The organism is Niveispirillum sp. (assembly GCF_017996735.1).
GTDB lineage: Bacteria > Pseudomonadota > Alphaproteobacteria > Azospirillales > Azospirillaceae > Niveispirillum.
In genome coordinates, this window is record NZ_JAGOGJ010000016.1 from 54,326 (window position 1) to 81,149 (window position 26,824).

A 26,824-nucleotide genomic window follows, 5' to 3' on the forward strand; every position below is an offset into this window, starting at 1 on the left:
GGCTGTGCACCGCGCTACTTTTGGGAGCGGCGGAATCGTGGCGGCGACAACCTCACCCCTTGCACAGGAACAAAGGTTTGCCGGGTGCTGGCTGCTTCTGCTGGCGTTTCTCGCCGCGCTCAGCCTCGGGGGTGGCAACGGCGTGGCAAGGGCGGCCGATACGCCATCACCCGTCCTGCGTGTCGGGCTGGACGCCGTAGCCGCCTCCGCCGATCCGCATCTGTACAATTCGGCTGACAGCCGCAACCTGGCCTTCCACATCTTCGAACCCCTGGTCCTGCCTGATGAGGGGCTGGGCATCGTGCCCTGGCTGGCCACCGACTGGCATATGGAAGGGGACCGGACCTGGATCATCCATCTGCGGACCGGTGCGCGGTTTCAGGATGGCAAGCTTCTGTCGCCCCATGACGTGGCCTTCACCTTCTGCCGGGTAGAGAGCCTGGGCCACGCGGCGCTGGCGGGCCTGATCGCCGGGGTGGAACAGGTATCGGCGCGCGATCCGAATACCCTGATGATCACCACGCGGGGGCCGATGCCCCTGCTTCCGCATGTCCTTTCCCTGCTTGCCATCATCCCCGCGCCGGAGGGCTGGAAAGGCCTCTACCGGTCCCAGGGATGCGCCGATATGGCCGAGGGGCTGGCGGCGCTGACGGAGGAGCGGTTCGCGCGGGGGCTGGTGCCGGGGACAGGTCCCTATCGTCTGGCCGCGTTCAGCAGCGGCATGTCGGCCGATCTGGTCCGCGCCGGCACCTACTGGAACACGCCGCCCTATTGGGACAGGGTCCGGCAGATATTGTTGGAGACGGGCGCAACCCGGGCCCGCGCGCTGGTGGCGGGAGAGGTGGATATCATCAATCAGGTGGTCCCGGAGACGCTGGAATTCCTCAATGGCCGCACGGATATCAAGGTGGTGGACAGCAAGCCGTTGCGCACCTTGATGCTGACGGTCAACCTTGCCAGCCCTCTATCCGATGGGAATGTGCGACGCGCCCTGGCCATTGCCATCGACCGCACGGGATTGAGCCGGCGGATCGTGCAGGGCGGCGCCGTGCCTGCGGACCAGATGGCCCCGCCGGGTATTCCGGGTTTCACCGCCGGCGCCGCCCTTGCCTATGATCAGGCCGAGGCGCGGCGATTATTGACTCAGGCGGGCGTGCCCGATGGGCTGCGTCTGCGCCTTGTCACGGTTGAACCGTTCGCCCGCGTGGCCGAAGGGGTGGCACGCTACCTTCTGGCCGTGGGGATACAACTCGATATCCGTTATATCAGCGTCGGGCAGGCCCTGCCCGTGCTGCGCGGACGGGATTATGACCTGTTCCTTGGCAGTTGGGTGCCAGTCACCGGTGAGATGGGCTATTCGGACTGGGAATTGCTGCACAGCGTGCAGCCCGATATCAAGGCCGGCAATCAGAATCACAATGGTTACAGCAATCCGCAGGTGGACCGTTTGCTGTCTCAGACCATGGTGGAGGTGGATGGCGGACGGCGGCAGACGCTGTTGCAGCAGGTATCCGTGATCGCCAGCCGCGACCTGCCCGTCATTCCCCTGCTGCATACGAGCCGGCGCTGGGCCATGCGGGCGGATATCCGGTTCGATGGGCGGGTGGATGGCAACACCCTGGCCACCGTCATCGCACCCGCTTCGCCCCGGACGCAGTAGGCGGCCGCAACCCCGCCCCCTGTCCCGGCCCCTTGCAATGGCGGGCACTTGGCGCCATGGTGCCCGCCATCGTCACGACAGCGCCGGGGAGATCGGCCATGCCCACGGGCACCGTCAAATGGTTCAACAGCGCCAAGGGTTTCGGCTTCATCACGCCCGAGGATGGCGGCGAGGACGTGTTTGTCCATATCTCTGCCGTCCAGTATATCGGCCTGCCCACCCTGAAGGAGGGGCAGTGGCTGCAATATGAGGTCGAGATCAACCGTAAGACCCGCAAGCCACAGGCCATCAATTTGCGTAATTGATCAATGGCCGTGACCACGGTGCCAAGCAACAGGTTGCACGATCCTCATTCGATGGTATGAAGCGGCCCGTTGAGGGGGCATCGACCCCGACCCCACAGTCTTTTACAGGAACCGGACCCATGTCCACACTTCACAAGCAGGCGATGGAAGCCGTCCTGAAGGCCGCCGAGATGGATATCCTCGGCACGCTGGAAGACCAGGGCATCAAGGACCGGTACAGCGAGGAAGGCGACCAGGCCGCCATGGACGTCGCCATCCTGCACGGCTACCGCGTCTTCATGCGCATCTGCGAGGCGAACGGCATCACTGCGGACGCTGAACTGTTCGTCGAAATGGCCGGCGAACTGGCCGATGACATCGCCCAGGATGGCGGCGACGGGGAATAATCCCTGTCTGTAACGCAGGGCGGACCAGCACGCGGATCACCCTGCGCGGCGGCCCTTGCTTTCGCTGCCACTGGTTTCCGTAGCGCCGCCCCCCTGGCGCAGAGCGATGGAAAGGCTTTCCCAGGCAGCGTCCATGGCCTGTTGCGGGGTACCATCCTCCGCCGCCATCTCCCGGATCATCTTGACCAGATCTTCGGGCATGCAGGCCGTTTTTACGGTGCGGCCGCCAAAATCGGCATTGCGCGGAAACACACACATCACCCGCACGCGCACCAGCGGAAAACGGCTGCGGATTGCCGTTATCAGCGGATGAAGCTGCAATACGGGGTTGATGAAGGTGCCGACCGTGTGATCGGCCCGCACATATTTCCACTGCCCCGCATTCTGGATGCAGCGCACCTGGCCCGCCACATCGGCCGGGGCGGAAATGACCAGCAGGATGCTGGCCGGCAGGCGCATCACATGGTCGATGCGGATGGTGCCGGCCTTGCCGCCCCCCATCTTGATGTCGTTCAGCATCGGATAGGAGAGTTCCTCAAGCTCCATCCGGCGCTTGAACAGCTCCGCATTATATTGCTTGAGGGTCGGTGCCTTCAGCCGCTTGGGCTTAACGGACAGGGCAAAAGTCACCACCAGCGTGATCACCACCAGGGTGATCGCCGTGAAGGTGATAAGGTCGACGACCGCGACCCCGAACCATTGCGCGAGTTCCGTCAGCATTTGCCGGAAATAACCCAGAATGGTCGCGATGTCACGAACGGGAGGCCGGCTGGCCTATCCGATGGGTGGCCGCCACCCCTGCCCAAAACGCGGTTGTCCTATAACAATCCTGTGCTTGGCGACAATGATCGGGCGCTTTAAGGTCCCTGCCCGGTCACAATCTGTCCCAATCGGGGGCAGTCCCAACCAGGGGAAAATAAATGTCGTTGCTTGCCGACCGCCTGTCCCGCATCAAGCCGTCACCCACCATCGCGGTGACCAGCAAGGCCCGCGCACTGAAAGCCGCCGGCCGCGATGTGATCGGTCTGGGCGCTGGTGAACCCGATTTCGATACGCCGGAAAATATCCGCGCCGCCGGCATCCGCGCCATCGAGAACGGGCAGACCCGTTACACCGACGTGGACGGCACGCCGGAGCTGAAGAAGGCCATCTGCGCCAAGTTCGCGCGTGAAAACGGCCTGACCTATGCCCCGGATCAGGTGACGGTCGGCGTAGGCGGCAAGCAGGTGCTGTACAATGCCCTGATGGCCACGCTGAACCCGGGCGACGAGGTAATCATCCCCGCTCCCTACTGGGTCTCCTACCCCGACATGGTGCTGCTGGCCGAGGGCACGCCCGTTTCCGTGGCCTGCCCGGCGGAAAACGGCTTCAAGCTGCTGCCGGCCGATCTGGAAGCGGCCATCACGCCGAAGACCAAGTGGCTGATCCTGAACAGCCCGTCCAACCCGACGGGTGCGGCCTATACGGCGGACGAGTTGAAGGCGCTGGGCGAGGTGCTGCTGAAGCACGCCCATGTCTACATCATGACCGACGATATGTACGAACATCTCGTCTATGACGACTTCAAGTTCACCACCATCGCCCAGGTCGTGCCGGCGCTCTATGACCGCACGCTGACGGTCAATGGTGTGTCCAAGTCCTATTCCATGACCGGCTGGCGCATCGGCTACGCGGCCGGCCCGAAGGCCCTGATCAAGGCCATGGGCATCATCCAGAGCCAGTCGACCAGCAACCCGACCAGCATTTCCCAGGCTGCCGCCGTGGAGGCGCTGAACGGTCCGCAGGACTTCATTAAGGAACGCGCCGCTGTGTTCCAGAAGCGCCGCGATCTGGTCGTGTCCATGCTGAACCAGGCCGCCGGCCTCGCCTGCCCCAACCCGGAAGGCGCCTTCTACGTCTATCCGTCCTGCGCCGGCACCATCGGCAAGACGGCCCCGACCGGCAAGGTCATCGAGACGGATGAGGATTTCGCGTCCGAACTGCTGGAAGCCGAGGGCGTGGCGGTGGTGCATGGTGCGGCCTTCGGCCTGTCGCCGTTCTTCCGCATCTCCTACGCCACCAGCACGGACGTTCTGGAGGAAGCCTGCACGCGCATTCAGCGCTTCTGCGGCAGTTTGAAGTAAGGTTCGTTGTTCCCTCACGCTCCCAAGCCCTGACGGGCTTGGGTCCCTCCCTCTCCCGCAAGCGGGCGAGGGGCGTAATTTGCCCCCTCGCCCGCTTGCGGGAGAGGGAGGGGCCCCTTGGCGCCAGCCATTGGGAGGGTGAGGGGAACCCGCGATTACGCCAATATATCCAGCAACCGCTGAAAATTCTGCTGATCGGCCTTCATCACGGCGGCACTGACGCCCGCCGTTACTTCCGCCTGCTTCACATCCAGGATCACGGCCGGGTCGGCATTGCCATTGGCAACCGCATCGGCGGCAACCTGCAAAGAGGCCTGCGCACCCTGAAAACCTTCAAGGCCGGCGCGGGTCAGGTCGGGCGGGGTGATGGATGAGATCGACATGGACAACAGGATAGCATGGCCGGCATCGGCGCGGCAGGGGTGAAACCATCCTTGTGACGATGTAGGCTGCATGCCGCACACCGCAACGGGACTTGACCGCCATGGACAGCATCGACCGCCAGGATATCGCTTCCGTCATGGATGCCTTGGGCTGCCGCGCCCGCGCCGCGTCCGCGATTGTCGCGACGGCGCCAGCGGACGCGCGGGACAAGGCGCTGCGCGTGGCCGCAAGCACCCTGCGCGCCCGCACCGCCGATATCCTGGCCGCCAATGCCATGGACATGGATGCGGCCACGGAAAAGGGCCTGTCGGGCGCCATGCTGGACCGGCTGATGCTGAACCCCGCACGGGTGGAGGCGATGGCCAAGGGGCTGGAGGAAATCGCCGACCGGCCCGATCCGCTGGGCGCCGTGCTGGAACGCTGGGAACGGCCCAACGGGTTGCGGTTCGAGAAGGTGCGCGTGCCGCTGGGCGTCATCGCCATCATCTTTGAAAGCCGGCCCAACGTGACCGCCGATGCGGGCGGCCTGTGCCTGAAATCCGGCAATGCCGCCATTTTGCGCGGCGGGTCGGAGAGCTTTCATTCTGGCCGCGCCATCCTGGCCGCCCTGCACGCGGGCCTGGACGCCGCCGGCCTGCCGCGCGACGCCATCCAGGCCCCACCCACCACCGACCGCGCCGCCGTGGGCGAATTGCTGACCATGACGCGCTGGATCGACGTGGTGATCCCGCGCGGCGGCAAGTCGCTGACGGGCCGCGTGGCGGCGGAAAGCCGGGTGCCGGTGATCTATCACCTGGACGGCATCTGCCATGTCTATCTGGACAAGGATGCCGACGCCGACAAGGCACGCCGCGTCACCCTGAATGCCAAGATGCGCCGTACCGGCATCTGCGGCGCGGCAGAGACCCTGCTGGTCCACAAGGACGTCGCTGCGGCCCTGCTGCCTCCCATCCTGGAAGACCTGATCCAGGCGGGCTGTGAGATCCGGGGGGACGACGACGTGCAGGCGCTGGATGCGCGGGTGAAACCGGCCACGGATGAGGATTGGGACACCGAATATCTGGACGCCATCCTGTCGGTGAAGCTGGTGGAGGATGTGGATGCCGCCATCGACCATATCGGCCGCCATAGCAGCCACCATACCGACAGTATCGTGACCGAGAATGCGGCCACGGCCGAGCGGTTCCTGACCCGCGTGGATAGCGGCATCGTCCTGCATAATGCCTCCACCCAGTTCGCGGATGGGGGGGAGTTCGGATTCGGCGCGGAAATCGGCATTTCGACGGGCAAGCTGCATGCGCGCGGCCCCGTGGGCGCGGAACAGTTGACCAGCTACAAGTATGTGGTGCGCGGTGATGGGCATACCCGGCCCTGATCACGCCTGCCCTGCCCTGCCCATGACGCATGGCCACCGTGTCCCAACCCCGCCGAAACCGGGGGCGGGGGCGCTGTGGCGAGGGTTGCGCGTCGGCCTTCTGGGCGGGTCGTTCAACCCCGCGCATGAAGGCCACCGACATATGTCGTTGATGGCGTTGCGCAGCTTGAACCTGGATCAGGTCTGGTGGCTGGTCAGCCCGCAAAATCCTCTCAAGCCCTTGGACGGCATGGGGAAACTGGCCGACCGCATGGCCCGCGCCCGCAGGGTCGCCAACCATCCGCGCATCGTGGTCAGCGATATCGAAACGCGGCTGGGCACCCGTTACACCGTGGACACGCTGGCCGCCCTGAAGTCCCGTTTCACGGCCACGAAATTTGTCTGGCTGATGGGGGCGGACAATCTGTGTCAGGTGCCGCGCTGGCGCGACTGGACCCGGATTTTCGCGCAGGTGCCGGTTGCGATCTTCCCCCGACATCCCTATTCTACCATCGCGCTGGGCGGCAAGGCTTCCCGGCGTTTTGCCGTTGCGCGTGTGGATGCGTGGCGGGCGGGTGGCCTGGCCGACCTGCCGCCGCCGGTCTGGGTCTTCCTGGACGTGCCCCTTCACCCCGCATCGGCAACCGCGATCCGGCAGGGGCTGGATGGCAAGGCCTTTAAGGATTGATTTCGGTGAACCAGATCGTGAGCGCAGAGAATTCCCCCAACCCGGCCGCCGCCGCTATCGCCGCCACGGACATGCCGGAGCGCACCCTTGAACTGATCCTGGCCGTTCTGGACGAGGACAAGGCCGAGGACACGATCACCATCGATCTGCGCGGCAAGACCAGCATGGCCGATTATCTGGTCATCACCACGGGCCGGTCCGCCCGGCAGGTGGGCGCCATGTCCGACCATGTGGTGCGCCGCCTGCGCGACCTGGGCGTCCATGCCGGCAATCCCGAAGGTTATCCGCAGTGCGACTGGGTGCTGGTCGATACCGGTGACGTCATCGTCCACCTGTTCCGCCCGGAAGTGCGCGCCTTCTACTGCATCGAGAAGATGTGGGGGATGGAGCCGCCGGCCTCGCTGAAGTCGCTGACGGCTGATTTCGACGGCGGGCCTTTGCCGTAATGCGCATCTGGCTGGCCGCTGTCGGCAAGGCCAAACCCGGCCCTGCCCGCGACCTGTTCGAGGAATACAAGGCCCGCGTCACCTGGCCGTTTCAGTTGCGCGAGGTGGAAACCAAAAAGCGGCTGGACGGCGATGAGTTGAAGCGGGCGGAGGCGGAGCTGTTGCTGGCCTCCCTTCCTGCCGGCGCCACCATCGTGGCGCTGGATGAACGCGGCCGCATGATGGGGTCGGAGGATTTCGCCGCCCGCATGGGCCAGTGGCGCGACGCCGCCGTGGGCGATCTAGCCTTTGTCATCGGCGGGGCTGACGGTCTGGATGCCAGCATCCGGCAGAAGGCGGCCCTGGTCCTGGCTTTCAGCCCCATGACCTGGCCGCACATGATGGTGCGCGGCATGCTGGCCGAACAGGTTTACCGGGCACAGCAGATCCTGGCCGGGCACCCATACCACCGGGCGTGAAGGGCAGTTCGGCGCCCTTGCCCGCCCTCAAGTCCCGGCTATCCGCAAACCGTCTATGGCGTCGGGCCGCGTGGCCCTGCCTGGCGGATGATCGTCAGCGTGTCCGCCGGCCAGGCGCGATCGGCGACAAGGTGGTTATCCTCCACCCGCATCCCGATGGATGACAGCCAGCGGCCGCCGACGCGGTTGGAATTGTGCCAGTTGCCGCTGGCCCTATTATCGGCCGTGATGCCCCAGGCGAAGTTCTTGCCCACCGTATTGGCGTTCAGCCAATAGCCGTCGGTTTCCACGACATTGCCTTCCACCCGGATATGCTTGCTGCCCTCGTCCAGATAGATGGCGATGCGGTCGGCGATGTCGAAGATGTGGTTGTTGCGGATGACCGTGCCGGGATTGGCCGACAGGTTGTAAATGGCGCCGCCATCGAAGAACCATTTCTTCACGCCATGGATGCGGTTGCCTTCCACCGCCATGTTGCGCAATACGGTCGGCCCCTGGAACACCGGATTGTGCAGATAGCCCTTCTGGTTCTCCGCATAATTCCGGTTGCCGCCTGCATCATTGTAGCCCCAGCCCCAACCGATGGCGATGCCGTCATAATTGGCGTCGGCAATGTCATTATGCAGGATGGCGGCCCCGTCGATATAGGTGGCCAGCACGGCGGCATTGTCCTTGTAGTCCTTGGCCACATCGACCACGACATTGTCGGCGATGGTCAGATCGCGGTTGATCAGGCGGGGATCGGCCGGATGGTGGGCATCCTGGCGCACACCGCCCGCCATGATGGCGCCACCGGCAATCACGGCAAAGCGGTTGCCCAGCACCTGCACACCGTCGGTCGCCAGCCCGACACCCGTCAGATGGGCATTGGCGTCATTGCCGATGCCCAGGGCCACCTGCCCCAACTGGCTGAAGATATTGCCACGGAAAATGACCTGCGCGGCGGCGGAGACCTGCACCGCCCCCGGGATCTGGTCCCATTTCTGGCGCATGCTTTCGAATTCCGGGCATCCCCAGTCGCATGTCTCATAGGCGTTGGCGGGCCGCAGGGGTGACACCTCTTTCAGGAAGGCGCCGCTTTGCTGATTGGCATAGCCCGTGGGCCGCGACGGCCCCATCCAGCTTGTGTGGGAGAAGCGCAGACCCTGAAATGCAAGGTCGCGCACGGGACTTTCCACCGTGCCGCCGATGGCGACCAGCACCTCCAGCCGGGGCAGGATGACAGCCATACGGTTGATGTCACCATCCTGCCAGGGCTTGACATACAGCTTGCCGGCCGCCGGGTCGATATACCACTGGTTCTGGTTGCGGTGCCATTCGCTGCGCTTGCCGAAGAATTCCGGCGCATTCACCAGGAACAGGCGGGAATGCTCGGGCATGAACGGCTTGTTCAGCGTGTCATAGCCCCAACTGTTATTGTCCCAGGCCGGCTGCTGCAGGATCACCTCCCGCCCCTCGATCCGTGCCACGGGCGAATAGCGGTCGGTGAAGATGCCCGTCGCCTCGATCTCCAGCCGGGCCGGATCGCGTATATCCGCGACCCAGGCCAGTTCCGGCTTTTTCAGGATGAAGCCGCGCGGCGTGAACTGGATGTCGTGGTGATAGATTTCGATGGCCGGGCGGTCGGCCGCCACCCCGTCGATCCAGAGCTGGCGGCTGTCCAGCCCCTTGGGCACATCGGCGACATAGATGCCCTTGTCCGCGTCGAACAGGGTCCAGCCCGTGACCTGTATACCCCCGGAAATCAGGGGCGCCGCGCCCTTGCCGGCCTGCCAGACGACCTTGTGCCCCCCCTGCCCGCCATCGGCGGCGCGAAAGACCAGCGGTTTGTCCAGCCCATAGGTGCCGTGCGCCAGTTCCACCGTCACGTCGCCCTGCCGGTTGGCATCACGCACGGCGGCCTGTGCCCGTTCCAGGGTACGGAAGGGACGCGCCGCCGTACCCGGCCCCGCATCGTCGCCGGTCGGTGCCACATGGATGGTCACCCTCTCGGCCGCCCCCGCTCCCATGGGGGAAAGCAGAAGGGCGGCAACCAGGATCAGGCGCGACAAAGGGGACCGCGTCGTCATCGACACTCTCTTTCGTGGCTGTTCGCTCAAATCACCTGCCGCCGGGCGTCCAGCCGAACCGTCAGGTCGGCCCGGCCCGGCATTTCGGCCAGGATGTGGCGGGTCAGCCGTTCATAGAACTGGATGAATCCCGTCACCTGCTCGTCGGTCATGGTCCCGTCCGCAGGTTTGCCCGCCGCCCGCAATGTACGGCGCAGGTTTTCCTCCTGTTCGATACGCCAGTCGCGGACGATGGCGAAGTCGGGTGCGGCCAGCAGGACCAGCGCATCGATACGGTCGAAAAGACGCTGATAGCTGCCCGCCAGCTCTGCATTGACATGGCGGCGCCAGCGTCCGTCCGGATCACGCCGCCGTTCCAGATCGTTGACGGGCGCGGTCAGCGCGTCCGCCGGCTGTGGCCGGGCGCCGACGCACCAGCCTTCGAACAGCACGACATCCACCGGCCCCTCCACCCACGTCCCCTCAGGCGCGCGCGTGTCGGTCGCCTTGTCGAAACGGGGCAGCAGGGTGCGGCCGGGCTCGGCCAGCCGGTCCAGCACGAACAGGCCCAGCGGTACGTCATGCGTTCCCGGTACGCCGCGCGTTTCCAGCAGCGGATGGATGTCACGGGCCAGATCCTGCCGTTCGCCCTTCGTCAGGTACAGATCGTCCAGCGACAGCACGGCGACGCGCAATCCCGTGCCGCGCAGCCGCGCGGCCAACCCCTCGACCAGGGTTGATTTGCCGCTTCCCTGCGCCCCGCAGAGGCCCAGAACGAAGGGACGCCGCGACGTACCGGCCAGCCGTTCACGCAGCAGCGCCTCAACCCGGTCAAGCGACGCGGTCATGCGGGACCTCCCCGGCGAAGAACCGATCCAGATTGGCCGCGACGCGCATGCCCATGGCCGTGCGCGTCTCCAGCGTGGCGCTGCCCAGATGCGGCAGCAGCACGGCATTGGACAGGGCCGTCAGCGCCGGGTTCACCGCCGGCTCGCCTTCGAACACGTCCAGGCCGGCGGCCGCGATGGTGCCGGCGGTCAGGGCGGCCGCCAGATCGGCCTCGTTCACCACCGATCCGCGCGCCGTATTGACCAGGATGGCCGTGGGCTTCATCCGCGACAGCAGGGCGGCGTTGACCAGGTGCCGGGTGGCCGGCCCGCCGGGGCAATGCAACGACAGCACGTCGGACGCGGCCGCCAGTTCCTCCAGGCTTTCCACATGCACGGCATCCAGTTCGCGTTCGATGGCGGCATCGGCACGGCGGCGGCTGTGATAGGCGATGGACAGGCCGAAGGCGCGGGCGCGCGCCGCCGTGGCCTGGGCAATCCGGCCGAACCCGACCAGCCCCAGCCGCTTACCCGCCAGCCCCTGGCCCAGCATGTGGGTGGGCCGCCAACCGGTCCAGCCACCGGCGCGCAGTTCCCGTTCGCCCTCGCCCGCACGGCGTCCGGCCATCAGCATCAACAGGATGGCAAGATCGGCCGTGGCGTCGGTCAACACGTCGGGCGTGTTCGTCACCATGATCCCGGCGGCCTTTGCGGCATCCAGATCGATATGCTCGAACCCGGCGCCGTAATTGCCCAGCAGGCGCACGCGCGGGTTCGGCACCGACAGGATGGCTGCCCCGATCCGGTCGGTCACGGTCGGGCAGATGGCGTCATAAAGCCCCATGGCCTCGGTCAGTTCCGCCACGCCCAGCGGCCGGTCGGCCGGATCCACGGTGACATCGTAGCGCTGGCGCAGATGGGCCTCGACGGCGTCGGGCCAGCGGCGGGTCAGCAGGATCTTGGGCAGCATGGGCGGGGTCCTGTGGGGTGGGTGTTGCGGGTGAAGGATATAACGGTTTGAAGCGGTGACCGCGAAACTCGAGAGGGTCTCCTCACTGTTACCCTTCCACCGTCATCCCGGCGGAAGCCGGGACCCAGCATAGAGCGGTGTCAGCCGCGACATGACTCATATCGGCGCTGATCGCGCCTCATGCTGGGCCCCGGCTTTCGCCGGGGTGACGGTAGTGTTGTGAGAGAGCCGGGTGGCCCTACACCAACCCGCGCCCGGCCAGATTGCGCATCAGCCCGCCCGCCCCCATGGTCCATTTCTCGACCTTGTCGGTGGGCGCCACCCGGTTGCTCAAGGTCCCCAGTTCGTCGCAGGCGATGGTCACCACATCCCCCGTCTTGTGCGTGAAGCCACGGCCGGGTTCATCACGATCCTGAACGGGGGCGAACAGGGTGCCGAGATAGAGGACAAGCCCGTCGGGATAGGCATGGTGGCTGTTGATGGCCTGGGCCGCCAGATCCACGGGGTCGCGGCTGATCCGGGACAGTGACGAGCGTCCTTCCAGGACATAGCCATCCGTGCCTTCCACCCGCAGGGTGATTTCCGCCCGGCGCACATCGGCCAGACCATAGCCGTCATCGAACAGGCGCACGAACGGGCCGACGGCGGCCGCGGCGTTATTGTCCTTGGCCTTGCCCAGCAGCAGGGCCGACCGCCCCTCCACATCACGCAGGTTCACATCATTACCAAGGGTCGCACCGACGATCCGGCCCGACGCGGCGATGACCAGCACCAGTTCCGGCTCCGGGTTGTTCCAGGTGGAGGCGGGATGCACCCCGATCTCCATGCCGGCGCCCACGGTCGACAGGGGCTGACCCTTGGTGAAGATCTCCGCGTCCGGGCCGATCCCGACCTCCAGATACTGGCTCCAGGCGCCGGCCTGGATCAACGCGGCTTTCAGTGCCATGGCCTCCGGCGATCCGGGGCGCAGGGCGCGCAGGTCGTTGCCGACCAGGCTTTCCACCTGCACGCGGATGGCTGCCGCCGCCCCGGCATCGCCGCGCGCCTTCTCCTCGATCACCCGCTCCAGCAGCGATGTGGCGAAGGTGACGCCGGCGGCCTTCACGGCCTGCAGGTCGATGGGCGACAACAGCCATGGCCGGGACGGGTCGCGGCTGGCCGGGTCGGTATTGGCATGGATATCGGCCAGATCGCCGATATCCTCGCCCGCCGCCGCCCGCAGGGATGCGGCCGGATCGACCTGTTCGCACAGGTCGCGCGCCGTGGGGAAGGTGCGGCTGATATCGATCAGCCGCCCGTTTCGCACGGCCACCACGGACGGGCCACCCAGTGTCGGCCGGAAGACACGACCAAACAGCAGGGCACGCGGGTCGGCGGGAAGCAGGCTGTTCATCGCATCCACTCCTCACCGCCGCCGGAAGACGGGCGCGCGCTTTTCCTTGAATGCCGCGCGCCCTTCGGCGGCATCGGCCGTGGCGAAGCAGATGGTCTGCAGGTCGCGTTCATAGGCCATGGCCTGATCCAGCGGCATGGAGAAGGCGGCGCGCAGGTTCAGCTTTGCGGTCTCCGCCGCGATGGGCGCGCGGGCCGCGATGGTGGCGGCCAGTTGGCGCGCGCGGTCCAGCACGGCACCCGGCTCCACCACTTCGCTGACCAGCCCCCAGGACAGGGCGCGGGCCGCGTCGACGGGATCGCCGGTCATGATCATCAGGGCCGCGTTCGACGCGCCGATGGAATGGGCCAGGAAGGCCGCCATGCCACCGCCGCCGATCCAGCCCAGTTTGATTTCCGGCGCCGCGAACATCGCATTGGTTGATGCGATGCGGATATCGCAGGACAGCGCCGTTTCCAGCCCGCCGCCGAAGGCATAGCCGTTGACGGCGGCGATGGTCGGTTTCAGGCAATGATGGATGGCATCGCAGTAATCCGCACGGTTACGGAAATCCCAGGGCGTGGCATAGCTGTCCAGTTCCTTGATATCGGAACCGCAGCAGAAGGATTTTTCGCCCGCCCCGGTGATGATCACGGCCCGGATCGTGTCGCTGTCATTGCATTCCTTGATGGCCGCCGTCAGGGCCTTGGCCATGTCCGGCGTCACGGAATTCAGCTTCTGCGGGCGGTTCAGTGTCAGGGTGGCGACGGGGCCATCCACGCTGAACAACAATTCGTCGGTCATTTACCTCTCCATGCCCGGCCGGCGGGATGCGGTGTACAGGCTTTGCAGGTCGTCGATGATGTCGGCATGCGGCCGGCGGTCGGACAGTGCCATGCGGATCACGGCCGACGCCGCCGTCTGGAAGGCGATGGCACCGGGATGACGCGGCCGCACAAAGGCGTTTTCCAGCGTATCTGCGGTGGCGCAGTAGAAATCGCCCCAACGGCCGTTCACGCCGGGATCGGCCCAGGCGCCGCGCAGGCTGGGCTGCCCGTCATGATCGGGGATGAACCCGGCCTGCGTACCGGGCGCCATCAGCCAGCGCAGATGGTCCAGAAGGGCCGGGGTGACACGGGCGTTGCGGGAGATGCCGATCCCCGTCCCGCCCAGTGTCGACCCCGGTCGCCCACCCGGCTCCTGCCGGGGGGCGTTGGCGAAACGCAGGGGCGCCTGACCCGGCCGGGCCCGCGTGTAGTTCACATAGCCATAGATCAGCGGGCAAAGCGCCACCTCGGTACCCGCCGCCATGGCGCCCAAGATGCCGATCGGATTGAGGTTGGCCACGGCCAGCGGGCTGGTCGCCGCCAGCCGCGCCATCAGGTCCAGCGCCTCCATGCCCGTCCGGCGCCCGACAAACAGTTCCGGATCGGCTTGTGCGGGCGGCTCCCCCAGTGCGGTGCAGATCGACTGGAAGCTCAGCACCGCATGCGGACCGGCCAGCGACAGGGCAACGGGCCGGCGCGCCGCCAAATCCAGCACCTGCGCCCAGGTTTCCGGCACCGGCCCGTCCATCAGGTCGGGCCGCACAGCCATGACCTGGGTCGCGGCGTCCAGCGGCAAGGCCCAATGCCAGCCCGCATAATGGTAGCTGCGCAGGCAGGGACCGATCACGTCGCGACCCCAGGCGGCAATCTCCCCGGCGTCGAACAGATCCTCCAGCGGCAGCAGCCCCTCACCCGCCACCGCCTCCCCGACATGCGGATGGTCCAGCACGATCAGGTCGTAGCGGCGGCAAAGGTCGGCGATGGGATGCTGTTCGAACCCTTCCAGCGAATGCCGGTCCCAGGACAGCGTCAGCCCGTCTTGCACCGGGTCCAGGGCCGCCGCAGCCGCGGCCAGCGCGTTGTAGCCGCGCGGGTGGTCCCAGGTCAGGCCCCGATAATGCACCGTCGCGCTCACGGCGCCCCCACCACGCCGGCGGCCAGCAACCGGTCGATATCGGCCTGATCGAGCGCCAGATCCGCCAGCACCTCACGCGTATGTTCACCGACCAGCGGTGCCCCGCGTTCCAGCATGGCCGGCGATTTGGAGAAACGGATGGGAAAGCCCGGCGTCTTCACCCTTCCTTCCGTCGGGTGGTCATAGCTGATGAAGGTGCCGTTATGGGCGATCTGCGGATCAGCGACCAGATCGGCATAGCCATAGACGGGCCCGCACCAGATATCCTGCGCCCGGAACAGGTCCAGCCATTCGGAGCTGCTGCGCGACAGCAGCTTGATGCGGATACAGGCGAAGATCTCGTCCCGGTAGGTCCAACTGTCCGCCTCGTCGTTCAGACCCTGCAGGAACGGCTCATCGATCAGGCGGCCCAGCTTGTCCAGGCTGGCCATGGCGACGACGATATGGCCGTCCGTCGTTTTGAACACGCCATAGGGTGCCCGGATATAACAATGGGCGTGCGGTTCGGCCGACCTTGTCTGCGGCTTGCCGCCCACGGTAAAGACCGACAGTTCCTGCATCTGGATGGTGGTGATGGCGTCCAGCATGTTGACCTGGACCAATTGCCCCTCGCCCGTGCGTTCCCGGTGCAGCAAGGCCGCCAGCGCCCCCTCGAAGGCCGTATAGGCGGTGATGGCATCCACCAGATACTGGCCGGCCGGCTGCGGCGGCTGGTCGGCGCTGCCCGCCGACAGCATGGCGCCCGACATCGCCTGCAAAAGCAGGTCCTGGCCGGGATAGTTCACATAGGGGCCATCCTCCCCATAGCCGGACATGGAGACATAGATCAGGCGCGGATTGATGGCCGACAGGGTCTCGTAATCCACGCCCAGGCGCTTGGCCACGCCGGGACGGTAATTCTGCAGGAACACGTCGGCGGTCTTCACCAGATCCAGCAGAATCTGCCGGCCCTCGGCCACCTTCAGATCCACCGCCAGCGACCGCTTGTTCCGGTTCAGCGACAGGAAGGAGACATTGATCTTGTTCCCGCGCGCACCGCCGGCCGACGCGTGGCGTTGCCATTCGCCGCTGGTCGGCTCCACCTTGATGACGTCGGCGCCAAGGTCGCCCAGCCTTTGCGCCGCGAACGGCCCGGCCATAGCGATGGAACAGTCAAGAACGCGGTATCCGGAAAGGATGCCCATGATGGTTTGTCCTGGGGGCGGGAGTGGAATGGGAAGTGGGAAATGGCTGGCTCTGCTTTTCCCGTCATCCCGGCGAAAGCCGGGACCCAGCGCTGAGCGGCGTCTGCCGCAATATGAGTCATATCGGCGCTGACCGCGCCTCACGCTGGGCCCCGGCTTGCGCCGGGGTGACGGTAGAGAGAGCTTGCTATCTTGGCGCCTGTGGGTTTGCGCCGATGTTGGAAGGTTGGGTGCAGTTCAGTGTCCCCCTCAATGCATCACCCAGCCGCCATCGACGTTCAGCACCTGCCCGCTGATGAAGCCGGCGGCGTCGGATGCCAGGAAGGCCAACGCCTCGGCAATGTCGCCGGGGTGGCCGCGCCGCTTCACCGCCTGATGGTCCAGCACGAAGCGTGTGTAGCCTTCCGGGTCGGGATGGATCTTTTCCGCATCGGTGGGAAAGGCACCGGGGGAGATGGCGTTGACGGTGATCCCATGGGGACCGAATTCCCGCGCCCAGGCCCGCGTCAGACCGACCAGCGCCCCTTTGGAGGCGACATAGGGCGACAGGTTGGCCCAGCCGCCATAGAAGGTGATGCTGGCGATGTTGATGATACGGCCCCAGCCGCGCCCGCGCATGCCCGGCAGCGCCACCTGCACGGCCACGATCCCGGCATCGACATTCACGCGCTGGACGGCCTGATGTTCCTCGATGCTGTAATCATCGAAGGGTTTGGCCGGATAGATGGCGGCATTGTTGATGACCACGTCCAGCCCGCCCAATGCCGCCGCCTGCCCCGACAGCAGCGAGCGGAATCCGTCCAGATCGGACAGATCGGCGGCAAGGGTCACCAGCCGCCCGGCATCGATGCCGGCCGCCGCATCGGTCAGGGCCGACAGCTTGGCCGCATCGTGATCGACGGCCAGCACCGTCGCCCCGGCGCGCAGGAAATGCAGCGTGGCCGGCAGGCCCAGGCCGCCGGCGGCCCCGGTGTAAAGGATGGTCTTGCCCTGAATCGACATGGGCGTTCACTCCCGGATGATGGGGCGGAATGTGCCGGAGGGTTCGGGATAGTCGGCCTGCGGCTGGCGCCGGATCGCTTCGATCCGTGCCACGGATGCCGCGACGGACGCCGCGTCGGGCAGCACACGGAAAATGCTGTCGTACCGGCGCTCCTGCCCATGCTCCAGCCAGATCAGCTCGTCACGCTGTTTGGCAAAGGGTTTGCCGAAGACGTGGTTGGTGGACGGCTCGATGCCCAGGGCGTAATGGCCCTGCTGCAGGTTCTGCCATTCATAAATGGCGGGGAACTGGCTCTTGTCCGTCTCCACCTCGAAACCGAAGCCGATGGCCTCGTTCACCAGGGCCACGGGCACGCGGCCCTGGGTATCGGCCGCCATTTCATGCTGCCAGACCTGTTCATGGAAGTCGCGCTGCGGCGCCGGCAGGGTACGATACCCCACCCCCTGGCGGCGGTAATCGGCACCTGCATGCGAGGCCCAGACCACATCAGCGATGGGGGCGATATAGCGCGACCCCTCGGCCAGAACAGGATGGCCGACATTGATATGGTAACAATACATGTGCGGCGTGCGGTAGAAGCCGTGATTGACCACCCGGTCATGCAGGTGGATTTCATCGCCGCCGACCTTGGCCTCGATCCGGCGGATCAGGTGCAGGTCTTCGCCGAACACGGTGGATTGCTGCACGACCCCTTCCGCCCACAGCCAGCATTCGTCACCCTCCCACCGCTCGCCATAGCCGGTCAGCCGGGCGGGAATGGTGCCGATGCGGCCATGCAGGGAAGATTTCACCGACTGGCGCGGGCCATAGACATAATGGCCGGCCGCATCCTCATCCATGAACAGGATATGGTCGAGGCCGCAGGTGACCAGCAGGCCGGAAAAGGAGCGAAACCAGCCCAGCCCCCCTTCCCCTTCATAGTCATGCAGGCCGGGATGGCGGAAACCCGACGGCGAATGCCAGCCGACGGCCCGGCCATTATGCTCGCAATCGGCGATGTCCATGGCGCGGTCGACCAGGACCGTGAAGCGCAGTCCGGAACCGGTGCGGAATTCCAGCAGGCGCACGCCGCGTTCCACGCCATCGCCCAAGGTCATCAGCCGCACACCGGCGAATTGCGACAGCGATCCCGTATGGGCCGCGATGTCGCGGCGGGACCGCACCTGTCCATAAAGGCCGACCATCGATACCCTCCCGATTGCTTGGTTTTGCCAGGGATTAAGGCGCTCAAATCGGGCCTTGTCAATTCAGAAACGCAATGTGATATCTCAGATGCAAAAACAGAAACCTCAGGAAGCGATTGAAATGGAACAGACGCGCCGCATGTGCTTCACGGTGGATCTGCATGACGACCCGTCAATGATCGCCCGTTATCGGGCCTGGCATGGGCCGGGGGCGGTGCCAAAGCCGGTCGTGGCGGCGATGCGGGCCGACGATATCCGCGCGCTGGAAATCTGGCTGCATGGCACGCGCATGGTGCTGATCATGGATGTCGGCCCCGGCTTCGATCCGGCGGCAAAGGCCCGCCGCGACGCCGCCAATGACGATGTCCAGGCCTGGGACAGGCTGATGCGGACCTTCCAGCGCCCCCTGCCCGGCACACCGGACGGTCAGACCTGGGTGGCCATGGAGCGTATCCATAGCCTGGCCGAACAGATGTGAACCCGGCCCACCCCCGGCCTGTCCGGGGGTGGGCGTCCCCCTCAGCGTTGCGGGGTGTCTTCGGGCTGGATACCCGCCCGTTCCATCACGGCACGCGCGGCGGCGGGCCATTTGTCGCCCTTGACCTCTATATTGTCGACCAGACGGTTGTTCAGATAGTCGGTCAGCGTGCCCCGCGCCCGACCATCCTGGAACCAGTTGCCCAGGGCCAGATTGTCCATGGCCGTGCGCCGGGGCAGGTTGAAGTTCAGGGTGTTGACGTTCAGCCAGACATCGACCTTGTCGACGACATTATTGCGCACCGTCAGGTGCCGCGAGCCTTCATCCAGATAGATGCCGATGCCGCCCGGAACGTCATAGATGTAATTCTCGGCGATCAGGCCGCCGGGATCGGCGGAAAGATGATAAATCGCGCCGCCATCCCCATACCATTGCTTCACGGAATGCACGCGGTTACCGAAGATGACGGCATCGCGCAGGATGGTGGGCGTGTCATAGACCAGATTGCCCGGCTGGTCGTAATAACCGCGTTCCCGCGTGCGATAGGCCGAACTGCCGCCCGGATCATTGACGCCCCAGCCCCACCCCACATCGATCCCGTCATAGGGCGTGTCCGACACGTCATTATGCATGATCACCGGTGCGGTGGCATAGGTGACCAGGATGGCCGATTGTTCCCGGTAATCCTGCGATACCGTGCGGATCAGGTTGTTGCGGATCAGGATGTCGCGCACGCCCATTTCCGGACGCGGCGGATGATGGGCATCCGGCGTGATGCCCCCGACCATGATGGCCCCGCCCGACAGGTCGGTGAACCGGTTCCGCGACACTTCGATGGCGGTGGCGCCCAGGCCGATGCCGCTGTCATTGGCGTCGGCATTGTTGCCGATGCCAAGCGCCACCTGTCCCAGATGCGCGAACTCGCCCTTTTCGAACAGGATACGGGTGGCGGCGGCGACCTGGATGGCGGCCGGCTGCTGGCGCCAGCGGTTGCGGGTCGTCTCGAACGCCCAGCAGCCCCAGGAACAGTCGCGTATCGGCTCGTCGGGATAATCGGCAAGATGCCCGGCCAGGAAGGCGCCGCTCTGCTGGCTGGCATAGCCCTGCGGGCCGGATGGTTCCAGCCAGCTCGTATGCTGGAAACTCAACCCCTTGAATTGCAGATCCTTGACCGGGTTGTCATGGCTCCCGGCAATGGAGACCAGCAGGGACAGGTGGGGCAACACCACCGCCGCTTTCGCCATGTCCTCGCCGGCGCGGGGCTTGTAGTACAGGCGGCCGGCGGACGGATCGGCGTACCATTGGCCGGGTTCGCGCAGGAAGGCCAGGGCATTGACCAGGAACAGCCGCGAGGACGGTTCCGACACCGGCCGGGCAATGGTGTCATAGCCGATGATGTTGTTGCGCCAGCCCGGCTGCTGCATGACGATGCGGTTGCCGTCGATCCGGTCCACCGTCGCATGCCGGTCGGTGAACCAGCCGGTACCCTCCACCTGAATGCGCTTCTGGTCGGGCAGTGCGGCCAGTCCCTGCCAGGCGGGGTCGGCGATCTCCATCCCCCATTCATGAAAGCGGAAGGCCTGGCGCGGCACTTCCAGTGTCGCCCGGCGGGCCAGCCGGTCATTCACCCAGATCTGACGCGGATCGATGCCGCGCGGGATGTCGGCCGCCCAGATGCCCTTGGCCGCATCGGCCAGTTGCCATCCGGTGACCATGCTGCCGCCAGATATCACCGGCTTGGCCCCGTCGGCCGCCTCCCACCGCACCAGATGCCCCGCCTGCCCGCCATCGGCCACGGTGAAGCGCAGCGGTTCCGTCAGGCGATAGACCCCGTCGGCCAGTTGCACGACGACATCCCGATCATGGTTCAGGGCACGCACGGCGGCCTGCGCACGGGCCAGCGTGGCGAAGGGACGGGCCGCCGACCCATCGCCCGCGTCCGACCCGTTGGGCGACACCGACAGGATGAGCGGTTGTATCACAGGCCGCTGCGGGACCTTGATGGTCGCCAGCAGCCGTTCGCCATACAGCCGTTCCGGCTGATGGCCGGGCGGCAGGTCGGGACCGGGCACGGTCTGCGACCAGGCGGGTACCGATGTCAGAAGCATGGCCAGCAGGCCAAGACGCACGGCATGCGATCCCATTGATCGACCTCCATGATTGGGGCGCTACCTGCCCGATGCGCGCGGGCCGATCGCGGTCTCAGCGGACCGACCGGATGGGCAGCACAAAGAACGAGGACAGGAAAACGAAGATGATGGCGGCGATGAACAGCACGCCGTAATCGCCACCGGAAAGGCCCAGCAGCCAGGCCGACATCACGGGGCTGATGGCCTGCGGGATGTTGATGGCCGTGGTCAGGATGCCCAGGTCCTTGCCGGTCGAACCGGTATCCTTCGGCAGGACCTGCGTCATCAACGCCATGTCCACCGCCGTGAAGGCGCCATAACCCAGGCCGATGATGGCGGCATAGAGATACATGCCGTTCACGGTGGGCAGCAGCAACGGCACCGCGCAGGCCACGGCCATGACCACACTGGAGAAAAAGACGAAGGGCTTGCGCCGCCCCACCCGGTCGGACAGGAAGCCCGAACACAGACCGGACAGCATCAGCGTCACGAAGGTGATCATCGAGATGTTGCCGATGACGATATTCGCCTGATCCACCGGCAGCCGGATATAATCCTGCAGGATATAGAGCTGATAGGTCACCACCCCCTGATACCCCAGATAGATGGTGAACCGCCCCAGGAAGGCCCAGCCGAAATCGGGATAGCGGCGGGGATTGATCCAGAAGCTGCGCAGGAAGCTGCCCAGATGGAAGGGTGCAGGCCGGATATGGATGGAGGGTCGTTCGCGGTTCAGCAGGACAAAGGCCACGCAGCAGGCGGCGATGGCCAGCGCGAAGACCAGATAGCCAAGAACCAGGGTCGAGGCCAGATGGCCGGCGACGATGATGCCCACCGTCCCGCCCGCCGTCATGCCGGCCCCGATGAAGCCCGAGGCCGTACCCCGGCTTTCGGGGCCCACCCGGTCGGCAACCACGGTGGATAGCGGTCCCTGCATGGAATTCAGCGCGATGGCCGCCATGACCCAGAGCACCGTGATCGACCAGAGCGTGGTCATCAGGGAGGTGCCGAACAGGCACGCCGCACCGATCAGCGACCCCAGCGCGATCCAGGGGGAACGCCGTCCCCAGCGCGACCTTGTGCGATCGGACAATGCCCCCGAAATGGGCGTGGCCAGGGTGGAGAAGATCGAGGTGACAAACATCACCAGCGCCAGATTCTCCGCCTTCGACGCCGGGTCCAGTGCCGCCACCTGATTGGGCAGCAGCACGGAGATGACACCATTATAAAGGGCCAGCAGCACAAAAAAATTGGTCAGCAGCGACCAGAGCAGCGCCCAGCGCGGCCGGCCGGCGACATGTTCACTTGTATCGCCGCCATCAACCAACCGGGCGGAACCGGGCATGGGCACATCCGTCATCTTGGTACCGGTCCTTCGTTTCCTCAATCATCACCGGCCTCTTGCCCGGGCCGCTTCATTCGGTTCGGGGCAGCGCCTTATCCCGCCCCCAGGCCATAGACACGCCGCGCCGTGCTGTGGCGGATAGCCGCCCTTTCGGCATCGGGCAGGCTTGCGGTCACCTGCTCGAACGCCCGCAACCAGCGCGGATAGCCCCCGGCCAGATCGATGACGGGCCAGTCGCCGCCGAACAGGCAACGGTCGGGCCCGAAACAGGCCAACGCATGGTCCAGATAGGGGCGCAGATCATCCACCTGCCAGCCATCCCAGGATGCCTGCGTCGCCAGCCCCGACAATTTGCAGTTCAGGTTGGGAAACCGGGCCAGCCGCGCCAGGGACGCCGCCCAGCCATCCCCATGGATATCGCCGCCATGGCTGGCGATATCCGGCTTGCCCAGATGGTCCAGAATGACGGTCGCTTCGGGTACGGCCGCAAACAGATGCTCCAGCGCCTGGGCCAGGGCCGGAAGCTGCGGCGCCCGCGCGCACAGGTCCAGGCTCAACCCCGCCCGCGCCGCGTGGACCATGCCGTCCAGGTGGTCGCGATCGGTGACGAAGGCCAGGGGTTCGTTCTGCACCGACCGGCGAACGCCGCGCACCAGCGGCCGCGTCGTCAGCGCCTCCAGCACGGGCCGGACGCCGGCCCCCTTCTCCAACGGCGCATAGGCGACGATGGCGCCGACCGGTACCTGACCGGCGAGCCCCGCGACCCAATCCACCTCAGCCATTGCCTGGGCGGGGTCGCAGTCGCACTGCACAAACACGGCCTGCGCCAGCGGAATGTCCAGCGCCTTCAGATGGGCGGGCAGAAAGGGGCGGTTGATAACCGGCACATGGGACAGCCAGTCATACCGAAGCTGCGCCGGGTCCCACAGATGCAGGTGTGCGTCGATCAGCATGGGCTCACCCGGCGGTGGACAGGCGAACCTGCGCCGGGGCCGGCCCCAGGTCGGCGCGGGGCAGAAGCCGGGGACGGTGCCAGTCGCGCCGCGCCTCCCCGCTCAGCACCAGACCATGTCCGGATGCTTCGCTGCCATGGATGAAGCCGTCCTCAATCCGGTAGCTCTCCTCCACCAGATGGTCGAAATTCTGATAGCTGTATTCCAGCCATTCGACCTCTGGCAAGGCCAGCGCCATGTTGACGCCGATCTCCAGGAAGGAGTTGCCGAGCGTTATCGGCACCGCCTTCTCCGCCGCCAGCCAGCCGATGCGCATGACGTCGGTGACATGGCCATGGACATTCAGCATGTCGGCACCGCCCGCCTCGATCAGCGCGCGCTTGCCCGACACGTCCAGATATTCACCACTGTTGATCAACGTGGGGCCGACGGTGTGGCGCAGCAGGCGCAACCCCTCGAAATCATGGCGCTGGATGGGGTCTTCCGCCCAGAAAATCTCATGCCCGGCCTTGCGCATCAGGTCCAGGTTGGCCACGGTCTGCTTGGGCGACCAGGCCTCGTTGGCATCGATCATCACCGTGGCCTTGGGGCCGACGGCCTGTTTCAGCAGGTCCAGGCGGTGGATATCGCGATCGATCTCCGGATGCCCGACCTTGATCTTGAAGGCCGTGAACCCTTCACCGGCGGCATGCGCGAACAGGTTCTGATAGTCGCTGTCGGACAGGTGGAAATCCAGGCCCGAGGCATAGGCGCGGACCTTGGATTTACGCGCACCCAGCAATTGCCAGAGCGGCACGCCCAGCGATTTGGCGAACAGGTCCCAGACGGCCTGCTGCAGCGCCTCCTCGAACGGCAGGGTCAGGCGGCGGGCGGTGCCGCCGCGCGGCCGGGTGACGCGATGCGCCAGGCTTCCCGCCTGCTGTCCCTCCAGTCCCGGCCACACTTCCGCCTGGAAGGTGCGTACAATCTCAGCCTCGTCGGGCAGTGGAAAGAACAGCGATTGCACGAAACCCAGCCCGGCCGTGCCATCGGGACCCAGCAATTCCAGGGCCGCGACATGCACATCATCCGCCCGTACCTGGCTGTCGCCGATGACACGGTCGCGGGCAAACTGGAAACGCGTGATGCGGAAGTCGACGATCTGCATTTTCACCGCTACAATCTATTCAGATGCCGATATCTGAAATATCAGGATAGAGATTAGATATGACAGCAGGGCGGAGAAGGCAAGCCTCAAACGCGGCGGTTGATGAAACAATCCCCGCGCCGGAAGGCAAAAGGCTGAGCGAGATCGCCTACAGCGCCATCCTTGAAGGGCTTTTCGCCCGCAAGGTTCCGGCGGGCGCGTTCGTTTCGCAGAATGATCTGGTGCAGTTGCTGGGCATCCCCGTGCAGCCGCTGCGTGATGCGTTGCGCGTGCTGGAGGCGGAGGGGGTGCTGACCATCCATCCGCGTTCCGGTATCCAGTTCCTGAAACCGGACTTCGAGTTCGCGCGCTCCACCTATCAGTTCCGCTCCATCATCGAACGCGCGGCCGCCCGCGCCTATGCGGAGACAGGCGATGCCGGGGAGACGACCGAACTGCTGGCGGCACACCGTGCCCTGATTGCAGATATAGAGAAGCAGGGCCTGACGCCCGCGATGGCGGAACGGCTGGAAGGGATCGAACAGCGGTTCCACGGGGCCATGATCGCCTGCCTGCGCAACCCGCTGATCGAAACGACGGCGCGGCGGCTGAAGAACTATGTCACCCTGATCCGCCTGGAACGGCTGATCACCCAGCCGCTGGCCCTGCGCACGCTGAACGAACATATAGAAGTGTTGAACGCCTGCGTGGACCGTGATGGTGACCGGGCAGAGGCCGCCCTGGCCGCCCATTTCCAGGCGGCCTTGCAGCGGATTCTGGGGATGTTCTGACCTGACGGGAGGGGCCGGCGCGATGCCCGGCCTCCCGAATCTCGATATTGACATATGAGATCGCAAATCTAATATATCAGTTGAGCGATCGCCCAACCAACTGAATGGATTTGTGATGAGACTGGCCCGTTACGGCGCCCCCGGCCATGAACGCCCCGCCATCCTGGATGCGGATGGCGTTCCCCATGACCTGTCCGGCATCGTCGGCGACATTGCCGGCAACGTGCTGACCCGTGGCGGTCTGGCAAAGCTTGCGGCGATTGATCCCGCCACCCTGCCCGTGATCGCCGACGGCACGCGCATCGGGCCGGCCGTCGGGGCCGTGGGCAAATTCATCTGCGTTGGCCTGAACTTCAAGGACCATGCGGCGGAGAGCAACCTGCCCCTGCCCAGCCAGCCGATCCTGTTCATGAAGGCCACGACGGCCATCTGCGGCCCCGACGATGACATCATCATCCCGCGCGGGTCGGTCAAGACCGACTGGGAGGTGGAACTGGGCGTCGTCATCGGCGATGTGGCCCGGCATGTGCCGCTGGAAAAGGCGCTGGACCATGTCGCCGGCTATGTCCTGATCAACGACGTGTCGGAACGGGAATTCCAGATCGAACATGGCGGCCAGTGGGTGAAGGGCAAAAGCTGCGATACGTTCGGCCCCATTGGTCCCTTCCTGGCCACCAAAGAAGAGATTGCCGATCCGCAGGCCCTGAAGATGTGGCTGACGGTCAATGGCCACCGCTATCAGAACGGCACCTCGGCGGAAATGGTGTTCGGTGTCGCCGAACTGGTTTCCTATATCAGCCGCTATATGACGCTGATGCCGGGTGACATCATTTCCACAGGCACCCCGGCCGGGGTTGGCCTGGGCCAGACCCCGCCGACCTACCTGAAGCCCGGTGACGTCATCGAACTGGGTATCGACAAGCTGGGCGCGCAGCGCCAGCGGACTGTTGCCTGGCGCCCGGTGGAGTGAGCATTCATGCCGTTTGATCCCCAGACCCTGGGCGCCCTTGGTTTCGGGGCGGCACCCATCGGCAATCTGTACCAGGCCATGCCGGATGACAGTGCCGGGGCCACCATCCGCGCCGCCCTGGATGCCGGTATCCGTTATCTGGACACGGCCCCGCATTACGGCTTCGGCCTGTCGGAGAAGCGGCTGGGTCTGGCCCTGCGGACGCTGGACCCGGACGAAAGGCTGATCGTTTCCACCAAGGTGGGGCGGCGGCTTGATCCGGTGCCGGGGGCGGACCTGACACAGGTCCGCCAGGGCTTCGTTACGCCCGAACCGTTTGAAAGCCGCTTCGACTATTCCTACGACGCCGTCATGCGCTCCTATGAGGAGAGCCGGCAGCGTCTGGGCCGTGAGCGCATCGACATCCTTTATGTCCATGATCTCGGCCGTTTCGCCCAGGGGGACCGCCATCCGGAAATGTTCCGGCAGTTCCTGGAGGGCGGTTACCGGGCGATGCGGGAATTGCGCGACACCGGTGCCGTCGGCGCCATCGGGCTGGGCGTGAACGAGTGGGAGATCTGTGTCGAGGCGCTGGCCCATGGCGACTATGACGTCATGCTGCTGGCCGGCCGCTATACGCTGCTGGACCACTCGTCGCTGGACACGTTCCTGCCGCTGTGCGCCCGGCGCGGTGTCTCC

27 protein-coding genes are annotated in these 26,824 nt (G+C 65.6%); 12 read left to right on the forward strand and 15 right to left on the reverse strand.

Going from position 1 to position 26,824, the window contains the following annotated elements; all coding sequences use genetic code 11:
* Positions 1-37: 37 nt before the first annotated feature.
* From KBA48_RS08015 to KBA48_RS08025, 3 genes are all read left to right on the forward strand, one after another.
* Positions 38-1,660: an ABC transporter substrate-binding protein gene (locus tag KBA48_RS08015; RefSeq protein WP_292904998.1), complete on the forward strand. Its 1,623-nt coding sequence runs from the start codon at positions 38-40 to the stop codon at positions 1,658-1,660.
* A 98-nt stretch (positions 1,661-1,758) separates the two neighbouring features.
* Positions 1,759-1,965 carry a cold-shock protein gene (locus KBA48_RS08020; protein ID WP_292905000.1) on the forward strand — a complete coding sequence of 69 codons (207 nt, stop codon included), beginning with the start codon at positions 1,759-1,761 and terminating at the stop codon, positions 1,963-1,965.
* A 119-nt stretch (positions 1,966-2,084) separates the two neighbouring features.
* Positions 2,085-2,351, forward strand: a complete 267-nt coding sequence (locus KBA48_RS08025; protein ID WP_292905002.1) for a hypothetical protein — start codon at positions 2,085-2,087, stop codon at positions 2,349-2,351.
* Positions 2,352-2,387: 36 nt separating this feature from the next.
* On the opposite strand, the gene KBA48_RS08030 is transcribed toward KBA48_RS08025, so the two are convergent.
* On the reverse strand, positions 2,388-3,071 hold the full coding sequence (locus KBA48_RS08030; protein ID WP_292905004.1) for a hypothetical protein: 684 nt from the start codon (positions 3,069-3,071) through the stop codon (positions 2,388-2,390).
* Between the two features lie 200 nt (positions 3,072-3,271).
* Between KBA48_RS08030 and KBA48_RS08035 the strand changes: the two genes are divergently transcribed.
* Positions 3,272-4,474, forward strand: coding sequence for a pyridoxal phosphate-dependent aminotransferase (locus KBA48_RS08035; RefSeq protein WP_292905006.1), 1,203 nt, complete (start codon positions 3,272-3,274; stop codon positions 4,472-4,474).
* 155 nt (positions 4,475-4,629) lie between these two features.
* Here KBA48_RS08035 and KBA48_RS08040 read toward each other — a convergent pair whose 3' ends face one another.
* Entirely contained in the window at positions 4,630-4,929 is a 300-nt protein-coding gene (locus KBA48_RS08040; RefSeq protein WP_292905008.1) for a hypothetical protein, read from the reverse strand.
* Between the two features lie 29 nt (positions 4,930-4,958).
* On the opposite strand from KBA48_RS08040, the gene KBA48_RS08045 reads away from it, so the two are divergent.
* The 4 genes from KBA48_RS08045 to rlmH are packed head-to-tail and all read left to right on the forward strand — an operon-like array spanning position 4,959 to position 7,804.
* Entirely contained in the window at positions 4,959-6,233 is a 1,275-nt protein-coding gene (locus tag KBA48_RS08045) for a glutamate-5-semialdehyde dehydrogenase (protein WP_292905010.1), read from the forward strand.
* A 22-nt stretch (positions 6,234-6,255) separates the two neighbouring features.
* Positions 6,256-6,900 carry a nicotinate-nucleotide adenylyltransferase gene (locus KBA48_RS08050; RefSeq protein ID WP_292905052.1) on the forward strand — a complete coding sequence of 215 codons (645 nt, stop codon included), beginning with the start codon at positions 6,256-6,258 and terminating at the stop codon, positions 6,898-6,900.
* A gap of 5 nt (positions 6,901-6,905) precedes the next feature.
* Positions 6,906-7,346 carry a ribosome silencing factor gene (rsfS, locus tag KBA48_RS08055; protein ID WP_292905012.1) on the forward strand — a complete coding sequence of 147 codons (441 nt, stop codon included), beginning with the start codon at positions 6,906-6,908 and terminating at the stop codon, positions 7,344-7,346.
* A complete protein-coding gene (gene rlmH, locus KBA48_RS08060; protein ID WP_292905014.1) occupies positions 7,346-7,804 on the forward strand; it encodes a 23S rRNA (pseudouridine(1915)-N(3))-methyltransferase RlmH in 459 nt (152 codons plus the stop codon). The genes rsfS and rlmH overlap by 1 nt, the downstream gene beginning before the upstream one ends.
* A 53-nt stretch (positions 7,805-7,857) precedes the next feature.
* On the opposite strand, the gene KBA48_RS08065 is transcribed toward rlmH, so the two are convergent.
* The 9 genes from KBA48_RS08065 to KBA48_RS08105 form a co-directional block, all read right to left on the reverse strand.
* Complete coding sequence (locus KBA48_RS08065) at positions 7,858-9,873, reverse strand: right-handed parallel beta-helix repeat-containing protein (protein ID WP_292905016.1); 2,016 nt, start codon at positions 9,871-9,873, stop codon at positions 7,858-7,860.
* Positions 9,874-9,899: 26 nt separating this feature from the next.
* Positions 9,900-10,700 (reverse strand): hypothetical protein, encoded by an 801-nt coding sequence (locus KBA48_RS08070; protein ID WP_292905018.1) that lies wholly within the window; start codon positions 10,698-10,700, stop codon positions 9,900-9,902.
* A complete protein-coding gene (locus KBA48_RS08075; protein WP_292905020.1) occupies positions 10,684-11,649 on the reverse strand; it encodes a D-glycerate dehydrogenase in 966 nt (321 codons plus the stop codon). Before KBA48_RS08075 ends, KBA48_RS08070 begins: the two co-directional genes overlap by 17 nt.
* 238 nt (positions 11,650-11,887) lie before the next feature.
* Positions 11,888-13,042, reverse strand: coding sequence for a fumarylacetoacetate hydrolase family protein (locus KBA48_RS08080; protein WP_292905022.1), 1,155 nt, complete (start codon positions 13,040-13,042; stop codon positions 11,888-11,890).
* A 12-nt stretch (positions 13,043-13,054) separates the two neighbouring features.
* Positions 13,055-13,825 carry an enoyl-CoA hydratase/isomerase family protein gene (locus tag KBA48_RS08085; RefSeq protein ID WP_292905024.1) on the reverse strand — a complete coding sequence of 257 codons (771 nt, stop codon included), beginning with the start codon at positions 13,823-13,825 and terminating at the stop codon, positions 13,055-13,057.
* Positions 13,826-14,983 (reverse strand): extracellular solute-binding protein, encoded by a 1,158-nt coding sequence (locus KBA48_RS08090; RefSeq protein ID WP_292905026.1) that lies wholly within the window; start codon positions 14,981-14,983, stop codon positions 13,826-13,828.
* Complete coding sequence (locus KBA48_RS08095; RefSeq protein ID WP_292905028.1) at positions 14,980-16,167, reverse strand: CaiB/BaiF CoA-transferase family protein; 1,188 nt, start codon at positions 16,165-16,167, stop codon at positions 14,980-14,982. The genes KBA48_RS08090 and KBA48_RS08095 overlap by 4 nt, the downstream gene beginning before the upstream one ends.
* A 249-nt stretch (positions 16,168-16,416) precedes the next feature.
* On the reverse strand, positions 16,417-17,169 hold the full coding sequence (locus tag KBA48_RS08100) for an SDR family oxidoreductase (protein ID WP_292905030.1): 753 nt from the start codon (positions 17,167-17,169) through the stop codon (positions 16,417-16,419).
* A gap of 6 nt (positions 17,170-17,175) precedes the next feature.
* Positions 17,176-18,354 (reverse strand): aldose 1-epimerase family protein, encoded by a 1,179-nt coding sequence (locus tag KBA48_RS08105; RefSeq protein ID WP_292905032.1) that lies wholly within the window; start codon positions 18,352-18,354, stop codon positions 17,176-17,178.
* 121 nt (positions 18,355-18,475) lie between these two features.
* On the opposite strand from KBA48_RS08105, the gene KBA48_RS08110 reads away from it, so the two are divergent.
* On the forward strand, positions 18,476-18,832 hold the full coding sequence (locus tag KBA48_RS08110; protein WP_292905034.1) for an L-rhamnose mutarotase: 357 nt from the start codon (positions 18,476-18,478) through the stop codon (positions 18,830-18,832).
* A gap of 41 nt (positions 18,833-18,873) precedes the next feature.
* Here KBA48_RS08110 and KBA48_RS08115 read toward each other — a convergent pair whose 3' ends face one another.
* The 4 genes from KBA48_RS08115 to KBA48_RS08130 form a co-directional block, all read right to left on the reverse strand.
* Entirely contained in the window at positions 18,874-20,976 is a 2,103-nt protein-coding gene (locus KBA48_RS08115) for a right-handed parallel beta-helix repeat-containing protein (RefSeq protein ID WP_292905036.1), read from the reverse strand.
* A 58-nt stretch (positions 20,977-21,034) separates the two neighbouring features.
* Entirely contained in the window at positions 21,035-22,306 is a 1,272-nt protein-coding gene (locus tag KBA48_RS08120; RefSeq protein WP_292905038.1) for an MFS transporter, read from the reverse strand.
* A gap of 92 nt (positions 22,307-22,398) precedes the next feature.
* Positions 22,399-23,259: an amidohydrolase gene (locus tag KBA48_RS08125; protein ID WP_292905040.1), complete on the reverse strand. Its 861-nt coding sequence runs from the start codon at positions 23,257-23,259 to the stop codon at positions 22,399-22,401.
* Positions 23,260-23,263: 4 nt separating this feature from the next.
* Positions 23,264-24,406 (reverse strand): mandelate racemase/muconate lactonizing enzyme family protein, encoded by a 1,143-nt coding sequence (locus tag KBA48_RS08130; RefSeq protein WP_292905042.1) that lies wholly within the window; start codon positions 24,404-24,406, stop codon positions 23,264-23,266.
* A 59-nt stretch (positions 24,407-24,465) separates the two neighbouring features.
* On the opposite strand from KBA48_RS08130, the gene KBA48_RS08135 reads away from it, so the two are divergent.
* The 3 genes from KBA48_RS08135 to KBA48_RS08145 form a co-directional block, all read left to right on the forward strand.
* Positions 24,466-25,176 carry a GntR family transcriptional regulator gene (locus tag KBA48_RS08135; protein WP_292905044.1) on the forward strand — a complete coding sequence of 237 codons (711 nt, stop codon included), beginning with the start codon at positions 24,466-24,468 and terminating at the stop codon, positions 25,174-25,176.
* Between the two features lie 115 nt (positions 25,177-25,291).
* Positions 25,292-26,146 carry a fumarylacetoacetate hydrolase family protein gene (locus KBA48_RS08140; RefSeq protein ID WP_292905046.1) on the forward strand — a complete coding sequence of 285 codons (855 nt, stop codon included), beginning with the start codon at positions 25,292-25,294 and terminating at the stop codon, positions 26,144-26,146.
* Positions 26,147-26,152: 6 nt separating this feature from the next.
* Positions 26,153-26,824: aldo/keto reductase (locus tag KBA48_RS08145; RefSeq protein ID WP_292905048.1), on the forward strand; the 672-nt coding region annotated here is incomplete at its 3' end.

Excerpts from the sequence above, each read along its gene's own strand:
- KBA48_RS08085 (WP_292905024.1), bottom strand. The coding sequence starts at position 13,825 with ATGACCGACGAATTGTTGTTCAGCGTGGATGGCCCCGTCGCCACCCTG.
- KBA48_RS08030 (WP_292905004.1), bottom strand. The coding sequence starts at position 3,071 with ATGCTGACGGAACTCGCGCAATGGTTCGGGGTCGCGGTCGTCGACCTT.
- KBA48_RS08105 (WP_292905032.1), bottom strand. The coding sequence starts at position 18,354 with ATGGTCGGCCTTTATGGACAGGTGCGGTCCCGCCGCGACATCGCGGCC.
- KBA48_RS08100 (WP_292905030.1), bottom strand. The coding sequence starts at position 17,169 with ATGTCGATTCAGGGCAAGACCATCCTTTACACCGGGGCCGCCGGCGGC.
- KBA48_RS08140 (WP_292905046.1), top strand. The coding sequence starts at position 25,292 with ATGAGACTGGCCCGTTACGGCGCCCCCGGCCATGAACGCCCCGCCATC.
- KBA48_RS08035 (WP_292905006.1), top strand. The coding sequence starts at position 3,272 with ATGTCGTTGCTTGCCGACCGCCTGTCCCGCATCAAGCCGTCACCCACC.
- KBA48_RS08130 (WP_292905042.1), bottom strand. The coding sequence starts at position 24,406 with ATGCAGATCGTCGACTTCCGCATCACGCGTTTCCAGTTTGCCCGCGAC.
- KBA48_RS08045 (WP_292905010.1), top strand. The coding sequence starts at position 4,959 with ATGGACAGCATCGACCGCCAGGATATCGCTTCCGTCATGGATGCCTTG.
- rlmH (WP_292905014.1), top strand. The coding sequence starts at position 7,346 with ATGCGCATCTGGCTGGCCGCTGTCGGCAAGGCCAAACCCGGCCCTGCC.
- KBA48_RS08040 (WP_292905008.1), bottom strand. The coding sequence starts at position 4,929 with ATGCAGCCTACATCGTCACAAGGATGGTTTCACCCCTGCCGCGCCGAT.
- KBA48_RS08025 (WP_292905002.1), top strand. The coding sequence starts at position 2,085 with ATGTCCACACTTCACAAGCAGGCGATGGAAGCCGTCCTGAAGGCCGCC.
- KBA48_RS08020 (WP_292905000.1), top strand. The coding sequence starts at position 1,759 with ATGCCCACGGGCACCGTCAAATGGTTCAACAGCGCCAAGGGTTTCGGC.
- KBA48_RS08075 (WP_292905020.1), bottom strand. The coding sequence starts at position 11,649 with ATGCTGCCCAAGATCCTGCTGACCCGCCGCTGGCCCGACGCCGTCGAG.
- KBA48_RS08070 (WP_292905018.1), bottom strand. The coding sequence starts at position 10,700 with ATGACCGCGTCGCTTGACCGGGTTGAGGCGCTGCTGCGTGAACGGCTG.
- KBA48_RS08110 (WP_292905034.1), top strand. The coding sequence starts at position 18,476 with ATGGAACAGACGCGCCGCATGTGCTTCACGGTGGATCTGCATGACGAC.
- KBA48_RS08115 (WP_292905036.1), bottom strand. The coding sequence starts at position 20,976 with ATGGGATCGCATGCCGTGCGTCTTGGCCTGCTGGCCATGCTTCTGACA.
- KBA48_RS08135 (WP_292905044.1), top strand. The coding sequence starts at position 24,466 with ATGACAGCAGGGCGGAGAAGGCAAGCCTCAAACGCGGCGGTTGATGAA.
- KBA48_RS08095 (WP_292905028.1), bottom strand. The coding sequence starts at position 16,167 with ATGGGCATCCTTTCCGGATACCGCGTTCTTGACTGTTCCATCGCTATG.
- KBA48_RS08125 (WP_292905040.1), bottom strand. The coding sequence starts at position 23,259 with ATGCTGATCGACGCACACCTGCATCTGTGGGACCCGGCGCAGCTTCGG.
- KBA48_RS08080 (WP_292905022.1), bottom strand. The coding sequence starts at position 13,042 with ATGAACAGCCTGCTTCCCGCCGACCCGCGTGCCCTGCTGTTTGGTCGT.
- KBA48_RS08120 (WP_292905038.1), bottom strand. The coding sequence starts at position 22,306 with ATGCCCGGTTCCGCCCGGTTGGTTGATGGCGGCGATACAAGTGAACAT.
- KBA48_RS08050 (WP_292905052.1), top strand. The coding sequence starts at position 6,256 with ATGACGCATGGCCACCGTGTCCCAACCCCGCCGAAACCGGGGGCGGGG.
- KBA48_RS08065 (WP_292905016.1), bottom strand. The coding sequence starts at position 9,873 with ATGACGACGCGGTCCCCTTTGTCGCGCCTGATCCTGGTTGCCGCCCTT.